Genomic DNA, 16566 nt, shown 5'->3' with positions numbered 1-16566 from the left:
TGATGTTAAAATGTAAATGAATTTTAGCTATAAAAGTGGCTAGATCGGGAGAGAAGTATGAGGAGAAGTTCTAAAAGAGGCTTGGGGCTTATGGGAAAGAGTTCGCGTAAAAGGCACCATGACGAGGATATAGATTACAGAGAGCAGTACGATGATGAGTACGACGATTATCCTGAGGATGATTACGAGGACGACTACAGTGATGTAGAGGATGATGATTACTACGAGGATGATCGTGAGTATGACGAGTCCGGTGATTACGAAAGGGATGATCAGGAATATGATCGCGAGACAGATGGCATAGATGATGACGAATATGACAGAGACTATGATGACGACCGCGATTATTATGAAGATGATGATTACGAGGACGATGATCCTTATGAAGATGAGGATGATGAACTCTATGAAGGTGATGAAGACTACAGAAATGTAGAAGACATCGATAATCGAAGAAATTATGAGCACGACGAATATGACGAGGATGATGAAGATTACGATGATGTCTATGATGACTATGTAAGCGATCGCCGGGGAGGAAGGCCCGATAGACGTAGCAGAGAGTATGATGACAGGAGGTCCGGAAGAGAGAGAAATCATGATGACAGACAATTAAGAAGAGGCAGAGATCATGATGACTGGCATGACAGAAGAAGGTCAAGCGATGATTCCGGGTCAGGAATTCTTGGCATCATAACTGAGTCTTCAGCAGTTGAGAGAATTGCTGCATTTATATTTATACTCCTGATTGTGGGAGCTGTGGCTACCGGTGTGTTCTATAAAAAGGCCATGGACAAAAATCATCAGATCAGTTCTTTTGCCAGTGTAGGGGAAAATTATGGCAATACCGAGATTGTAGGTGAGAGCGGCCTTATGGCGGTTGCGGATGCCCAGAGAGCAAAACTGGAGGCAGCACAGCTAATTTCCGAAGATGAGGAAGGAAAAGAGCAGGAGAATAGTGAGAAAGAGGATGAGAACGCCACAATAAACGTTTCCATGTCTGTTGCCACTATCAAAAGCGATATCAAGATTAAATTTACCAATTCCAAGACAGGAAAGCTTGTAGCGAGCACACCTTTTACTGTAACAGTAGTAAATCCTGATGGAACAAGCGTGTCATATGATGACCACGACCAGGACGGTATAATTTATAAAAAAGACCTGACAGCAGGTAAGTATACAGTTACGCCTAATGCTCTTTCAGGGGATTATGCCAATTACAAAGTTGATACTTCCTCCAAATCGGTTACAGTAAAGAATACAGTCGAGATGAAGGCTGTGGATGTGACAGGCGAGGTTAAAAAGGAATCTGAAGTAAATGTAGCCAAAGAGGACACAGCTGTTGCTGATAAGGTTGAGTCAGCTCTTACAGATACGGTTGAATGGGTTGAAAGTACCAAGACTGCTGTTGGCGAGGGCGACGGAAACAGTGATGGAAGTGGCAGCTACACGTACGAAGCTGTGGACAAGAGTAATATTGTAGATCCTTCAAGCAGTGCCATGAACGGTGTAGGAAGATTCATGTTCCTTGCTTTCACAACAGATGGCGAAAAAAGTGAGTCTGAAGAGGAAGATAAAGAGTTTAAGGTCAAGCAGTATGATGTTAACTTAAAACCGGGAGAGACTTCAAAGATTGAACTTATAGACGGACCATCAGAGCCTCATTATTCATCATCAGATTCAGATCTTGTAAAGGTTTCAGAGGATGGCACCATTACTGCTGTAGGAGAGGGAACTGAGTATATTACTATAACAGCTGATGGATATCAGAAAGAAATAGTTAAAGTTGTAGTTAAAAAAGAGGGTAGTGAATCCTCAAGTTCCAGCAGTTCCAGCAGCTCAAGTAGCTCAAGCAGTTCGACTTCAAACTCCAGCAGTTCAAGTACTACGGGCAGCAGTTCATCAAGTGACAAGGGCTCACCAATAAGTATCACCAAGGTGACAATAGTTAAGGGACAGACATTTAAGATTGAACCAAAAAATTCAGATATATCCCTTAAGGTTTCATCTGCAGATACAGGAAAGGTTTCTGTTGACGGAACAACCATAAAAGGTGAGGAGTCAGGTGAAACTACAGTGACAGTTACCGCTGATGGCTATTCAGAGGCCAAGGTCACAGTAACTGTAAAGAGCACAAGCGAAAAACTAAAGACCAAAGATGGCAAGTCTGTCTATATCAAGGACAGCGATGGCAACTATATCGAAGCTGATTACGGTGACTATTATATAGAGTCTGTTTTCTACCTTCGAAACGGTGCTACATCCTATAAATATACAGGATGGCAGACTATCGATGGCAAGACTTATTTCTTTGACAAAAATGGTAATCCTGTTACAGGCGAGCAGGTTATACAGGGAGCCAAGTACACATTTGGAAGTGATGGCGCTATTGCAGGATCATCCAATGTTATGGGAATAGATGTAAGTAAGTGGAATGGAAATATTGACTGGGCAGCAGTTAAGAACTCAGGTGTGAACTTTGTCATAATCAGATGTGGCTACAGAGGTTCATCCGAGGGAGCTCTTATTGAGGACTCAAAGTTTAAGTCCAATATAAAGGGCGCTCAGGATGCCGGACTTAAGGTAGGTGTATATTTCTTTTCACAGGCGGTTAATGAAGTAGAGGCTGTTGAGGAAGCCTCAATGGTAATCAGCCTTATCAAGGGCTACAGCCTTTCATATCCGGTTTACCTGGATATTGAAAAGAGTAACGGCCGTGGCGATGGAATCAGTAATGACCAGAGAACAGCCAATATCAAGGCTTTCTGCGGAACAGTTGCAAATGCCGGTTACTCAGTTGGTGTTTATTCCAATAAGACCTGGTTTACTGAGAAGATGAATGTTTCTCAGCTTAGCAGCTATAACATCTGGCTTGCCCAGTACAAGTCAGCCATGGAATATTCAGCTTCCAAGGTAAATATGTGGCAGTACACTTCAAAAGGAAAAGTGTCCGGTATTTCCGGAAATGTAGATATGAATATCTACTACTGATTGTCTATGATTAAAACAAAGCAAGAAAATAATTTAATATTGTTGTACGTAATACTGCCATTCCTGTTTTTTATGGGAATGGCGGTTTATGACGGAACCGTGTGGTGCGTCGATTCTCCAAGTTATACCAGTATGGATTTTTCAAGAGAACCGGTGTACCCTCTATTTCTTTTAGGGATAAGAAAGATATTTGAATTCTTTGATTTTGCAGGAACCATGTACGGACAGCCTTCTTATCTGTTTTGCGCAGTGATCATACAGAGCCTCTTTTGGGTGTATGCAACATCAAGAACTGGCTTTTTTATGTACAGGGTTGCAAGAGATAATACTAGTGAAGGTAAAGCAAAGGTTATTGGCTTTCTGACAGTGTTTTTCCAGATTGCTGTGGCTGCGCTTAATCGTTTTGCGGCTAAAAGGGGCTCCATGTATTCGGAGTGTATCATGACAGAGTCTCTTGCAATGCCACTTTTTGTGCTGTTTAACATAAGGCTGTTTGCACTGATAAAGGATAATAACCGCTTTAATAGGGTGGCTCTTTTTGTCTTGTGTGTGCTCATATCCAGTGTCAGAAAGCAGATGCTCATAACACTTCTTATCTGGGGATTTGTGTCTTTTGTGCTCCATCTTTTGTGGAAAAAAACCAGAAACATCAGAGAATTTGTGGAAAACTGCATTCTTATCATTCTTGCAATTGTCTGCATAAGCCTTGCTGACAGAGGTTATAATTACGCAGTCAGAGGAGTTTTTGCAGAGCACATCGGAAATAGCAAGGGAGCTCTTGATACAGTCCTTTATACTGCTAAAGCTGAAGATGCAGCTTTGTATGAGAAGTATGATACTTCTGAGGATTATCCGAATCTCAGCGAGCTGTACGCCAGGATCTATGACACTTTGATCGAGCGGGAGCTTACAATTGACTTTGCTTCATCAGGGTATGAGCTTGGAGAAGAGTCGACGATTTCTAACTCTGACTGGGTTTCCATGGCCGCGCACTATGCGGATAGCTATGATGTTATCGGATTTGATGTGGTACTGCCTCTATGCGATGAATATGTCGCGGAGCATTTTCCGGAACTTGAGGGAACTGCTGCGTCATTAAAAGAAGATGCGGTTGAGAAAGTTCTTTTGACAGAGCTTATGAAAAAAGATATTTCGGGAATATTTAAGGGAGAGTCAAAAGCCTTCCTGTATGTATTCAAGGCAAATGTGCTCAAGGCGTTTGTAATATCAGTGGCGAACATATCTCCAAGAATTCTTATTACAGCATCTTTGGTGATCTATATTTTGTATCTGACCTTGATGTTCAGAATGGGAGTCCTTAGGAAAAAAGAGGATATTCTTTTAATGGCATTCATTGTTATCGTAGGAGTGTTTATAAACAGCGTGGTCACGGGCTCTATGATATTCCCCCAGCCCAGGTATATGTGCTATTCTATGGGACTCTTCTACTTATTGATGAGTTGTGGTATACTCCTATGATGAGAATATGTTTGTAGGATTGCGAGAACGAAGTGAAGCAATCCGTCTTATCATAGCTTAGTAAATAAAAGAACAAAAGGAAAACGAGGAAAAATAAATGAGAACCTATTTAGTAACAGGTGGTGCCGGATTCATCGGTTCTAACTACATTCACTACATGTTCAAAAAGTATGATAATGAGATCAGGATCATTAACGTTGATGCTCTTACATATGCAGGAAACCTTGAAAACCTCAAGGACATTGAGAACAGAGATAACTACACATTTGTAAAGGCTGATATCTGCGACAGAGATGCTATTAACAAGATCTTTGAAGAGAATGACATCGACAGAGTTGTTCATTTCGCAGCTGAGAGCCACGTTGACAGATCGATCGTAAACCCTGAAATCTTTGTTCAGACAAACGTTTTGGGAACAGCTACAATGCTTAACGCAGCCAAGAAGGCTTGGGAGCTTCCTGACGGAACATTCAAGGAGGGCAAGAAGTTCCTTCACGTTTCAACAGATGAAGTTTACGGTTCACTTGATGATGACCCAACAGCTTTCTTCTATGAGACAACACCATATTCACCACACAGCCCATACTCAGCAAGTAAGGCAAGTTCAGATATGCTTGTAAAGGCTTATATGGATACATATAAGTTCCCTGCAAACATCACAAACTGCTCCAATAACTACGGACCTTACCAGTTCCCAGAAAAGCTTATTCCACTTATTATCAACAACGCTCTTGCAGGCAAGACACTTCCTGTATACGGCGATGGTAAGAACGTTCGTGACTGGCTCTATGTTGAGGATCACGCTAAGGCAATCGACATGGTTCAGGAAAAAGGCCGTCTCTTCGAGACATACAACGTTGGTGGACACAACGAGAAACAGAACATCGAGATCGTTAAGACTATTATTGATGTTCTTAAGGATGAACTTGATGATTCAGATCCAAGAAAGGCTAAACTTTCCTATGATCTTATCAAATATGTAGAAGATCGTAAGGGACATGATAGACGTTACGCTATCGCTCCTGACAAGATCAAGTCAGAAATCGGCTGGGAGCCTGAAACAATGTTTAAAGAAGGCATCCGTAAGACAATAAAGTGGTACTTCGAGCACATGGACTGGATGGCTAACGTAACATCCGGTGATTATGAAAAGTACTATGAAAAGATGTATAAAAACAAGTAAGGAGAACTGAGATGAAAGGTATAATTTTAGCCGGTGGATCAGGAACAAGGCTTTATCCACTTACACGTGCAATGTCTAAGCAGATGATGCCTGTATATGACAAGCCAATGATCTACTACCCACTTTCAACACTTATGCTTGCAGGCATTAGAGAGGTTCTCATTATTTCAACTCCAAGAGATCTTCCTATGTTTGAAGAGCTTTTCGGCGATGGATCACAGCTTGGAATGCATTTTGAGTATGCAGTTCAGGAACAGCCAAGAGGACTTGCTGATGCATTTATCATCGGTGCCAAGTTTATCGGAAGCGATTCAGTAGCACTTGTTCTTGGAGATAATATTTTCTACGGCCAGAGCTTTTCAAAGCTTCTTAGAGAAGTTGCATCAAGAGATAAGGGCGCAACTATCTTTGGTTATTATGTAAGAGATCCAAGAGCTTACGGCGTTGTAGAATTTGATGAAAACGGAAAGGCTATCAGCATTGAAGAAAAGCCTGAGCATCCAAAGAGCAATTACGCTGTACCTGGTCTTTATTTCTATGACAACCAGGTAGTTGATATAGCAGCAAATGTTAAGCCATCAGCAAGAGGTGAGATTGAGATCACAAGTATCAACAATGAGTACTTAAGAAGAGGCGAGCTCAGAGTTGAGACTATGGGCAGAGGCTTTGCATGGCTTGATACTGGAAACCACGATTCACTTCTTGATGCATCAGATTTCGTTTGTGCTTTCCAGAAGAGACAGGGACTTTACATTTCCTGTATCGAGGAGATTGCTTATAAGAGAGGCTTCATCGACAAGGAGCAGCTTCTTAAACTTGCTGAGCCTTTAATGAAAACAGATTACGGCAAATACCTTAAAGAGGTAGCTGAAGGGCTGTAAGTATGGATAAAAGAGTGTTTAGAATGGCGATACTCACTATATTAAGCGCTATTTTCCTTGTGCTTGTTATAGTGTATGCTGCCAACACTGAAAAAATAAATGCACTTTTTGGATGGGGACAGACTACATCGGAAGAGAATACTTCTGAAGTGGCTGCCTCCTATTACAGCGGGGATTTATCTGAGTATGGCCTGCAGATTGGCAATGACCTGGACGGCTTTTTGGCAGATCCTGACTTTTTTGATGAGACAGAGAAGATTTCTTCTGCTGTTGTCATAAAAAAAGTTTCTTCGTCTGAGGATTCTTCGGAAAGTTCATCGGCGTCAAGCTCTGGAAACTCAGATGAACAGTCAGGTACAGGAATGGCTGTTGTGGGAGAACTCCTTAATCCAAACGGACAGGGCGTTGATCCGGCCACACTTGATAGCAGTCTTTTTCAGTATAATGGCCAGATGCCACAAACTCCGCCTCCTGCAGGGCAGGCACCGGGAACTGCTGTTGGAACTGTACCCGGCAACTGATTTTTGTAAAAAGAAATTAATCTGACTGCAAGCAGCAGTTTAGGATATAAGAATAAAATTATTTATAAGAACAAATTTATAAAATGGAGATAGTTTTAAAATGGGTAAGATAACAGTAGAAACATGTGAGATCGAAGGACTTAAGGTTATAACACCTACAGTTTTTGGAGATTCTAGAGGCTATTTTGTTGAGACTTACAATAAAAATGATTTTGTTGAGGCTGGAATTGATGTAGAGTTCGTTCAGGACAACCAGTCAGCAAGCCACAAGGGAGTATTAAGAGGACTTCATTTCCAGAAGGAATTCCCACAGGATAAGCTTGTAAGATGCATCAACGGTGAGGTATTCGATGTTGCAGTTGACCTCAGAAGAGATTCAAAGACTTTCGGAAAGTGGTTTGGCGTAAGACTTTCAGCAGAAAACAAGAAGCAGTTCTTTATTCCTAAGGGATTTGCTCATGGATTCTACGTATTATCCGATTATGCAGAGTTTGCTTATAAATGTTCTGATTTCTATCATCCAAACGACGAGGGCGGCCTTATCTGGAATGATCCTGATATCGGAGTAGAATGGCCACTTCTTGAGGGAGTAGAAATTGACCTTTCAGACAAGGATACAAAGTGGAAAGGAATTAAAGAGTATTGATCAGGGGACTTAAGAAACTTCCCAAGCGCGCAGGCTTGGGGATTTTCTACGTACTGGCGCTTTCACTGGCGCTCTTAGTTATTTTTCACACAAACACTCTTGCAGACCCGCACACAGAGATGCTTAAAAAGATATGTGGTTGTATCTTGATAGGTGTCAGCTGTGTTCTGGTCTTCTTTTGGTATGACAGACTTCTTGTTTTGCCTGTTGAACTTTACAATTCAAGAAAGCTCATAAAGAGATTATCAATTAATGACTTTAAGAAAAGATATGCAGGATCCTATATGGGTATAGTATGGGCTCTTGCTCAGCCTGTAGTAACGGTAGTTATGTACTACATTGTTTTTGACAGGGTTTTCCAGTCAAGAGCACAGGCTGTATCTGACGGTGTTGAAGTTCCTTATGTATTGTTTTTGACTGCCGGCCTTGTGCCATGGTTCTTTTTCTCAGAAGCTCTTACAAATGGAACGACATCCCTTCTTGAGTACAACTATCTTGTAAAAAAGGTGCTTTTTAAAATCAGTATCCTTCCTATCATCAAGATAATTGCAGCTATGTTTATCCATGTGTTCTTTATTTGTGTGCTCTTATTCATTGCATGTGTATATGGCTATTATCCAAGCATTTACTGGCTACAGCTCATATATTATGTGGGCTGCGAATTTATTCTGGTTTTATCCATAAGCTATGCAACTTGTGCGATCGTGGTGTTCTTTAGAGACCTTTTGCAGATAATCAACATAGGACTTCAGCTCTTCCAGTGGGCTACACCTATTCTCTGGAATATTGAGATCATACCTGACAAATACAAGTGGATCTTTAAACTTAATCCTATGACATACATTGTTGAGGGCTATAGAAATACAATTTACGGTGATACATGGTTTTTTGAGCATTTCTATTCATCAACATATTTCTGGATCTTTGTAGTTACAGTATTCTGCATCGGGTCCCTCATATTTAAAAGATCTAAACCGCATTTTGCGGACGTTCTATAATCGGAGATTTGTATGGATAAAGACATTGCTATTGAAGTCAAAAATCTGACTAAAATATATAAGCTCTATGATAAGCCTATGGACAGACTTAAGGATTCTCTTGGACTTGCTAAAAAAGGCAAGTTTAAGGAGCACAAGGCTTTAAACAATGTAAGCCTTTCTGTCAAAAAAGGCGAAACTGTTGGAATTATTGGAACTAACGGCTCAGGAAAGTCCACTATCCTTAAGATAATTACAGGAGTTCTTTCTCCAACAGAGGGAGAAGTCAATGTAGACGGCCATATTTCAGCTCTTTTGGAGCTGGGAGCAGGCTTTAACATGGAGTACAACGGAATCGACAATATTTACCTTAATGGTATGATGATCGGTTTTTCTGAGGAAGAGATTGAAAAGAGGATGGATGCTATCCTTGAATTTGCTGATATAGGCGACTATGTGTATCAGCCTGTGAAGACCTATTCAAGCGGTATGTTTGTGCGTCTTGCTTTTGCAGTTGCCATAAATATTGATCCGGAGATACTTATTGTCGATGAGGCTTTGTCAGTAGGTGACGTATTCTTCCAGGCCAAGTGCTATCACAAGTTTGAGGAGTTCAAAAAGAAGGGAAAGACAATTCTTTTTGTATCACATGATCTTTCAAGTATCAGCAAGTATTGTGACAGAGCGGTTCTTTTAAATCAGGGTGTTCTGCTTGGAGAGGGAACTCCCAAGAAGATGATAGACATCTACAAGCAGGTTCTGGTAGGGCAGTATCCGCTTCCAAGTAGTGATGTGGAAAATCTTCTTGATGATGAGTCCATCAGGGAAGCCGCTGCCACAGCAGACAAAAGAGCTGACGCCAAGATCAAGGGCGATGATAAAAAGCCAAAAGAAGATTCTAAAGATCAGGAAAGTGTTTCAGATGTTGAGGCGCTTGAGTACGGCGACGGCGCAGCAGTTATCACTGAGTATTACATCACTGATAACAAGGATGTTCGCACAAACTCCATTATCAAGGGAACAGATTTTACTGTTCACATGAGAGTTAAGTTTAACAGAAATGTGTCAGCTCCTATCTTTGCAATGACCTTTAAAAACGTTATGGGCATTGAGATAACAGGTACCAATTCCATGGTTGAGAAGGCCTTTTTGGAACCTGTAAAAGCAGGAGATGTTAAGGATATTACATTTACTCAGAACATGTCACTTCAGGGAGGAGATTATCTGCTCAGCTTTGGAGTAACAGGTTTTGAACAGAATGACTTTACAGTTTATCACAGGCTTTACGATGTACTTAGTGTTTCAGTTGTTTCCGACAAAAATACTGTCGGCTATTACGACATGAACAGTATATGTAAAGTCAGTGATGCTAAGGACTAATTGCCCAATAATGTGCAGATGGGCGAAAAAACATGAAACAAGTGCAGGCATATTATCTCTAAAATGGCAGAGATGAAATGATAAGACACTTGCGAGGAACGAGCATGCAGGAAGAGATCAAGATCGGGGAAGTAACCCTTAACTTTAAACACTATTCAGGGGTTGATCTTTATAGCGATGGCGCTATAGAGAATGACCTTCTTGATATTGTTAAAAATCATAAAAAAGAAGAGTATCAGAAGATCATCGAGGAGAGGGCAAACTGGCCTATCCTTTATCATTTATCTGATCAGAGAGCCAATATTGTTGAGTGGATTCCAATGGATCCAAAGGCTAAAGTCCTGGAAGTTGGTTCGGGATGCGGCGCTATCACAGGTATGCTCGCTTCAAAAGCTGGAGAGGTTGTAGCCTGCGATCTTTCAAGAAGGCGCTCTGAGATCAATGCCACAAGAAATCAGGAGTGTTCCAACGTAACTATTCATGTTGGTAACTTCAGAGACATTGAGCCAGATCTTCCTAATGATTTTGACTATATCTTTTTGATCGGTGTATTTGAATATGGTCAGGGCTATATTGGCACGGACAACCCTTACGAGAAGTTTTTGAGAATGCTCTCAAGACACATGAAAAAGGGTGGAAGACTTGTCATTGCCATTGAGAACAGGCTTGGACTTAAGTACTTTGCAGGATGCGCAGAGGATCACCTTGGAACCTACTTTACAGGGATCGAAGGCTATTCACCTGACAGCGTAGCCAAGACTTTTACCAGAAATGGACTCATAAACATTTTCAAAAAATGTGGCATGAATGATTACCATTTCTATTATCCATATCCTGACTACAAGCTTATGACTCTTTTGCACTCTGATTCATATCTTCCAAAATTTGGAGAGCTTCAGGATAATGTAAGAAACTTCGACAGAGACCGAATGGTTCTCTTTAATGAAAAACATGCCTATGAGGATCTTATCAAAGACGGCATGTATCAGGATTTTGCCAATTCTTTCCTGGTTATTTTGGGACCGGGAGTTGATACAATATACAGTAAGTATAGCAATGACAGGGTAGATGAGTTCAAGATCCGTACTGATATTGCAATAGACAGGGCAGGCAGAAAGATAATCAAAAAGTATCCTCTTACAGAGGCTGCAAAAGAGCATGTCTTTGGCATAAGAGATGCATATCTTGGGCTTGTTGAGAAGTTCAGAGGCGGAGACCTTGAGATCAATGACTGTCAGCTCGATGAAAAAGAGGGCTGTGCCATTTTCTCTTTTGTCAACGGAGTTCCGCTGTCATCTCTACTTGATGAGTGCATTGATAAGGATGATATTGAAGGCTTCAACGCCCTTATAAATGAGTATTATCGCAGAATAAGGTATAAAGAGGATTATCCTGTATCGGATTATGACCTTATTTTCTCAAATATTATGGTTAATGGCCCTATTTGGACTATAATAGATTATGAATGGACTTATGGTAAGTGCATCCCTGCAAAAGAGCAGATGTGGAGGGCGCTTTACTGCTACAGGCTAGAGGACAGGAAAAGAGAAAGATTCGATCCAAAGCCTATATTTAATAAGATCGGTATCACAGAAAAAGAGATCCAGGTTCTTCTTGATGAGGAATATGCTTTCCAGAAATATGTGACCGGCAACAGGAAGTCCATGGTTGAGATCTGGAAGGAAATCGGACGAAAGGTCATTGTGCCAAAGGAAGTGACTTTGGGGGCACAGAATGCGGCAAGACCTGCGGATCTTATCCAGATATATCTTGATGAGGGCGAAGGATATTCAGAGGATGAATCCATCTTCCCTGAGGAGCAGTACGATGAGAAAAATACTGTAAACCTCGATATCAGGGTGGATTCAAACTGCAAGACAGTAAGAATTGATCCTGCCTTTGCATCATGCGTAGTGACTATCGTTGACGCTTCCTGGAATGGAACCTCCATTTCAGAGGGCGGAGCAGATATAGATATACATCCTGTCAATGGACACTGGATATCAGATGATTCTTTTGTCTTTAACAGTGATGACCCTAACATTGAGTTTAACCTTACAAGCAACAAACTCAGTATTCAGGAGAGAAATCATCTGAAGGTATCTCTTTTGACAACTCTGATCCCAAGGAATGCGGCAGATGCTATCGCAAACTCCATTCCAGAAGTGGCAGTAGCCAAGCCAAAAGAGAATATCATTAAAAAGATCGGGAAAAAGATAATCAGTAAGCGTGAAGAGCTGTACTACAAAGACGACGAGGAGTAAGTAAAGGGGAATGCTTAAAGACCTGGCAAAGAGTGCTCTGATCAAAAGGAGTGTAACTAAATACAACAAAACAGTTAATGCTAAGTCTTCGGCCTATGACAAGTGGCAGAAAGCCATAGAAAAAGAGCCTGTAGTTAAGGCAGATGCGCCTGTTATCATGGAGACTTTGGAGACAGGGGAAGTTGTGCCTCACAAAAAGCCTGATCCAAAGGTTAAGGTTATTGCCTATTCCAAGGTCTGGGAAGTCTCTGATGCTAAGGGCGATGAGAATACCATCTACATTTTTGCAAGCAACAGAGGAAAGCTTACAAAAAGGGCGTCAGAGGTCATTCAGCAGTACTTTATTGCTCATCCTGAGCACAATGTAGTTTACGGAGATGAGGATGAAATAGGAAGTGGTGGCAAGTACATCCATCCTTATTTCAAGCCTGACTGGTCTCCGGACTCTTATTTAAATGCTTTCTATATTGGCAGCTTTTTTGCCTGCCGTTCAGAAACCATGCATGCTGCAGCTACAGAATACGACAACGCAGTCAGGATGCTTGGTGGCGTTTCCAACAAAAAGAATTCACCGGAACAGGTTGGTCTTGAGGCATCTTTATTATCAGCAGATGTCCTCTTTTGCATGCTTGCAATACATGAGAGAGCCTTTGCCAAAAGAACCGGAATGGAGCTTCCAATCGGTCATATAAGAGAAGTATTATTTCACCGCAGCGCTGAGCAGGAGGTCTTTTACGGAAGGTCATTCCACAATTCAAGGCATATGCTCTTAAAGCCTGCTACAGTCAGTATTATCATTCCGTCAAAGGATCACCCGGAGATACTGCAGCAGTGTCTTAATTCCATTATTGAGACCACCGGTGATGAGAATATCAAATATGAGATTGTGATAATTGATAACGGTTCTTCTGCCGCTAACAGGGTTAAGTACGGCGTATACTGCAGCCGCGCTCCGCGAAAGAACGGGCTTACCAATATCAATTACATTTATAAGCTTCAGGAGTTTAATTTCTCAGCTATGTGCAATCAGGGTGTGAGAAATTCAACAGGTGAATATCTTCTTTTCCTCAATGATGATATTGAGGCTAAAAAAGAGGGCTGGCTTCGTGAGATGCTCTCCCAGGCCCAGCTTGGTCATGTGGGAGCAGTAGGCGCAAAGCTGATCTATCCTGATACTGACCTGATACAGCACGCCGGAATTGCCAATGTAAGGCGTGGTCCGGTGCACAAGCTTCAGAAGATGCACGATGGCAAGAACCATTATTTTGGCTACAACAGAGGCGTTCACAACAACATTGGTGTTACTGCGGCATGTCTTTTGATAAGCAGGAAAAAATATAATGATATCGGAGGCTTTCCTGAGGAACTGAAGGTGGCCTTTAACGATGTGGATTTTTGTTATTCAGTGATAGAGGCTGGTTACTACAATGTCTGCTGTAATCATATTTTCCTGTATCATCATGAGTCCCTTACCAGGGGAATTGATAATCTTGATCCCAAAAAGATGGAGAGACTTGGCCGGGAGGGAGATACCCTTATGAGGCGCCATTCTCATCTTTACAATTTTGATCCATTTTATAGTCCTCATCTTACTGAGGATGAGACTATTTCGGCCATCATTCCCAAGGAGGATTACACTCCTGTAGAGGACATCCCTTACAGCCGTATCTCTGTCCATGAAAAGGGCATCAAGGGTGCAAGGGAAGATCAGTGCTTAAGGATTGGCTGCGAGTACAATGGTACACTGGACAACTGGCTCTATGGCGTGACAGCTGAGGGAAATGATGAAGGCTATTATTTAAAGGGCTATAGCTTTGTTATAGGATCTGACAATGCTATTTTTGAAAAGCAGCTTTTATTGCGCCTTGTGGAGAGGCACGAGGATGGAGCTGGCCCTGCTGACCGAAGGGTTTACACAGTGCCGTTTTATACCTGGTACAGGCCTGATATCAGGATAAGGCTTCAGGATCAGGTCAATGTGGATCTGACCGGTTATAAGGTAAAAATAAGAAAAGGCGATCTTGAGCCAGGGTATTACCAGATCGGGATGCTTGCCAGTGATAAGACGAGCCGCCTTAAGCTTATAAACTGGGTGCCAAACATTCTCAATGTAAAAGAGTGATATGTTTTAGGAGTAGTAGATGAACGAAATTGACTATAAGTCTGCATATAAAAAAGAGAAATTAAAAAGTGCAGAGCTGGCCAGCAGAATAGCGGAGCTTGAAGATAAGAACCAGGAGCTTCAGTTTAAACTGGACAGGATCAAGAATAATCCTATATGGAAGGCATCGACACCTGCGCGAAATACCATGCACTGGGTGATCAGACAAAGAGACAGGATCAGAAACCAGGGCTCTTTAAAGGGAGTCATTGCCAAGATAAAGTACAAGCAGATTGAGAAAAAGGCCATGACTCACTACGGAACAGAGAGTTTTCCAACTGAGGAGACCAGAAGAGAGCAGGAGAATACTAAGTTTGAATATGAACCACTAATTTCAATCCTGGTACCTTTATACAACACTCCTGAAAAGTTTTTAAGAGACATGGTTGAGTCAGTTCTGGCGCAGACCTACTCTAATTGGCAGCTTTGTCTTGCTGATGGTTCTGATGCTGAACACATTGAACTTGTTTCAAGGATAGTTAAGGAGTATCAGGATAAAGACGTTCAGCAAAATGCCGGTGATGCAGCTGGCAAGAGATTAAAGAACCGCATCAGCTACATGAAGCTTGAGAAGAATGAGGGTATTTCAGGAAATACCAATCACTGTCTTGAGCTGGCTGAAGGTGAATATATAGGTCTTTTTGACCATGACGATATTCTTCATCCTGAGGTCCTTTACTGGTATGTAAAGGCAATCAATGAGGAAAAGGCAGATTATCTCTACTGTGATGAGACCACTTTCAAGGGTGATGACATCAACAAGATGATAACCATGCACTTTAAGCCTGATTATGCAATTGATAATCTAAGGGCTAACAACTATATCTGTCATTTCAGTGTATTTAAAAGAACTCTTTTGGACGGAACAGAGCTCTTCAGGACCAAGTTTGACGGAAGCCAGGACCATGACATGATCCTTCGCCTCACAGACAGGGCAGAGCACATCGTTCATATTCCAAAGCTTTTGTATTACTGGAGATCCCACGCCGGGTCTGTTGCATCAGACATAAATGCCAAACCTTATGCTATTGAGGCTGCAAAGGGTGCAGTTGCTGATCACTTAAGGCGTCACGGCTATGACCATTTTAAGATCACAAGCACCAGAGCTTTTGAGACAATCTTTAAGATTTCTTATGAAGTTGTGGGAACACCAAAGATAAGCATTGTGATCCCTAACTGCGAACACGCTGAGGACCTTAAGAGATGTATTGATTCAATCTATGAGAAATCTGTTTACGACAACTACGAGATAATAGTTGTTGAGAACGGCAGCAAGGGTTCAGAAATAAAGGGCTATTATGAAGAGCTTAAGAATGGCTCCTTAAAAGATATTGTGAAGGTTGTTGATTTCTACGAGAATGGGCTTCACTTAAATGCAGACGGCTCAAAGCCGGCATTTAACTATTCAGCAGTTGTAAACTACGGAGTTTCAAAGTCTACAGGTGAATACATAGTTCTTTTGAACAATGATACTCAGGTTATCACAGTCAACTGGATGGAAGAACTCCTTATGTACGCCCAGAGAAGTGACGTTGGTGCGGTTGGCGCCAAGCTCTACTTCCCGGACAGAAAGATCCAGCACGCGGGCGTTGTGTTAAAACTTGGTGCTCACAGAACTGCAGGTCATTCACACTATGGCCAGGCCGGTATGAATCTAGGATACATGGGACGCCTTTGCTATGCACAGGATGTCAGCGCTGTTACAGGTGCATGCCTTATGGTGAGCAGGGCAAAATACGATGAGGTAGGCGGCTTTGACGAGGGCTTCCAGGTTAGCCTTAACGATGTGGACTTCTGCTTAAAGCTCCGTGACAAGGGATATCTGAATGTATTTACACCTTTTGCAGAGCTGTTCCATTATGAGTCACTTTCCAGAGGCCTCGATCTTGAAGGTGAAAATGCAAAGCGCTACGAGGCAGAGTCGGAGCACTTCAGGACTAAATGGAAAAAAGTTCTCGATAAGGGAGATCCTTACTACAATCCAAACTTCTCCCTTGACAGAAGTGATTTCAGCCTTAATGTAGAAGGTTATTCGAGCTTAAGAACGCAGTAAACGCCTTTATGTGCTATAATATTATGATAT

Annotated in this window: 11 protein-coding genes; all 11 read left to right on the top strand. The window is 41.8% G+C overall.

Annotated elements, in window-relative coordinates:
• Window positions 1–57: 57 nt before the first annotated feature.
• The 11 genes from G585_RS18920 (at window position 58) to G585_RS0108615 (ending at window position 16536) form a co-directional block, all read left to right on the top strand.
• Window positions 58–2991 (top strand): GH25 family lysozyme, encoded by a 2934-nt coding sequence (locus G585_RS18920; protein WP_051142977.1) that lies wholly within the window; start codon window positions 58–60, stop codon window positions 2989–2991.
• Window positions 2992–3030: 39 nt separating this feature from the next.
• Complete coding sequence (locus tag G585_RS0108660; protein WP_196802899.1) at window positions 3031–4470, top strand: hypothetical protein; 1440 nt, start codon at window positions 3031–3033, stop codon at window positions 4468–4470.
• 97 nt (window positions 4471–4567) lie between these two features.
• Window positions 4568–5653, top strand: coding sequence for a dTDP-glucose 4,6-dehydratase (gene rfbB / locus G585_RS0108655; protein ID WP_022774382.1), 1086 nt, complete (start codon window positions 4568–4570; stop codon window positions 5651–5653).
• An 11-nt stretch (window positions 5654–5664) separates the two neighbouring features.
• Window positions 5665–6534, top strand: a complete 870-nt coding sequence (gene rfbA, locus G585_RS0108650; RefSeq protein WP_022774380.1) for a glucose-1-phosphate thymidylyltransferase RfbA — start codon at window positions 5665–5667, stop codon at window positions 6532–6534.
• A 2-nt stretch (window positions 6535–6536) separates the two neighbouring features.
• Window positions 6537–7055, top strand: coding sequence for a hypothetical protein (locus G585_RS0108645; protein ID WP_022774379.1), 519 nt, complete (start codon window positions 6537–6539; stop codon window positions 7053–7055).
• Between the two features lie 100 nt (window positions 7056–7155).
• Window positions 7156–7701 (top strand): dTDP-4-dehydrorhamnose 3,5-epimerase, encoded by a 546-nt coding sequence (rfbC, locus tag G585_RS0108640; protein WP_022774378.1) that lies wholly within the window; start codon window positions 7156–7158, stop codon window positions 7699–7701.
• Window positions 7698–8699, top strand: coding sequence for an ABC transporter permease (locus G585_RS0108635; protein WP_026663884.1), 1002 nt, complete (start codon window positions 7698–7700; stop codon window positions 8697–8699). Before rfbC ends, G585_RS0108635 begins: the two co-directional genes overlap by 4 nt.
• Before the next feature lie 12 nt (window positions 8700–8711).
• Complete coding sequence (locus G585_RS0108630; RefSeq protein WP_022774376.1) at window positions 8712–10058, top strand: ABC transporter ATP-binding protein; 1347 nt, start codon at window positions 8712–8714, stop codon at window positions 10056–10058.
• Window positions 10059–10162: 104 nt separating this feature from the next.
• Window positions 10163–12322, top strand: coding sequence for a class I SAM-dependent methyltransferase (locus G585_RS19360; protein WP_022774375.1), 2160 nt, complete (start codon window positions 10163–10165; stop codon window positions 12320–12322).
• Between the two features lie 10 nt (window positions 12323–12332).
• A complete protein-coding gene (locus G585_RS0108620; protein ID WP_022774374.1) occupies window positions 12333–14444 on the top strand; it encodes a glycosyltransferase family 2 protein in 2112 nt (703 codons plus the stop codon).
• Window positions 14445–14463: 19 nt separating this feature from the next.
• Window positions 14464–16536, top strand: a complete 2073-nt coding sequence (locus G585_RS0108615; protein WP_022774373.1) for a glycosyltransferase family 2 protein — start codon at window positions 14464–14466, stop codon at window positions 16534–16536.
• The last annotated feature ends 30 nt before the right edge of the window (window positions 16537–16566 follow it).

The organism is Butyrivibrio sp. AE2015, from assembly GCF_000420825.1.
GTDB lineage: Bacteria > Bacillota > Clostridia > Lachnospirales > Lachnospiraceae > Butyrivibrio.
Note: the sequence above shows the minus strand (reverse complement) of the source record. Positions and strands in the feature narration are given on the sequence as shown.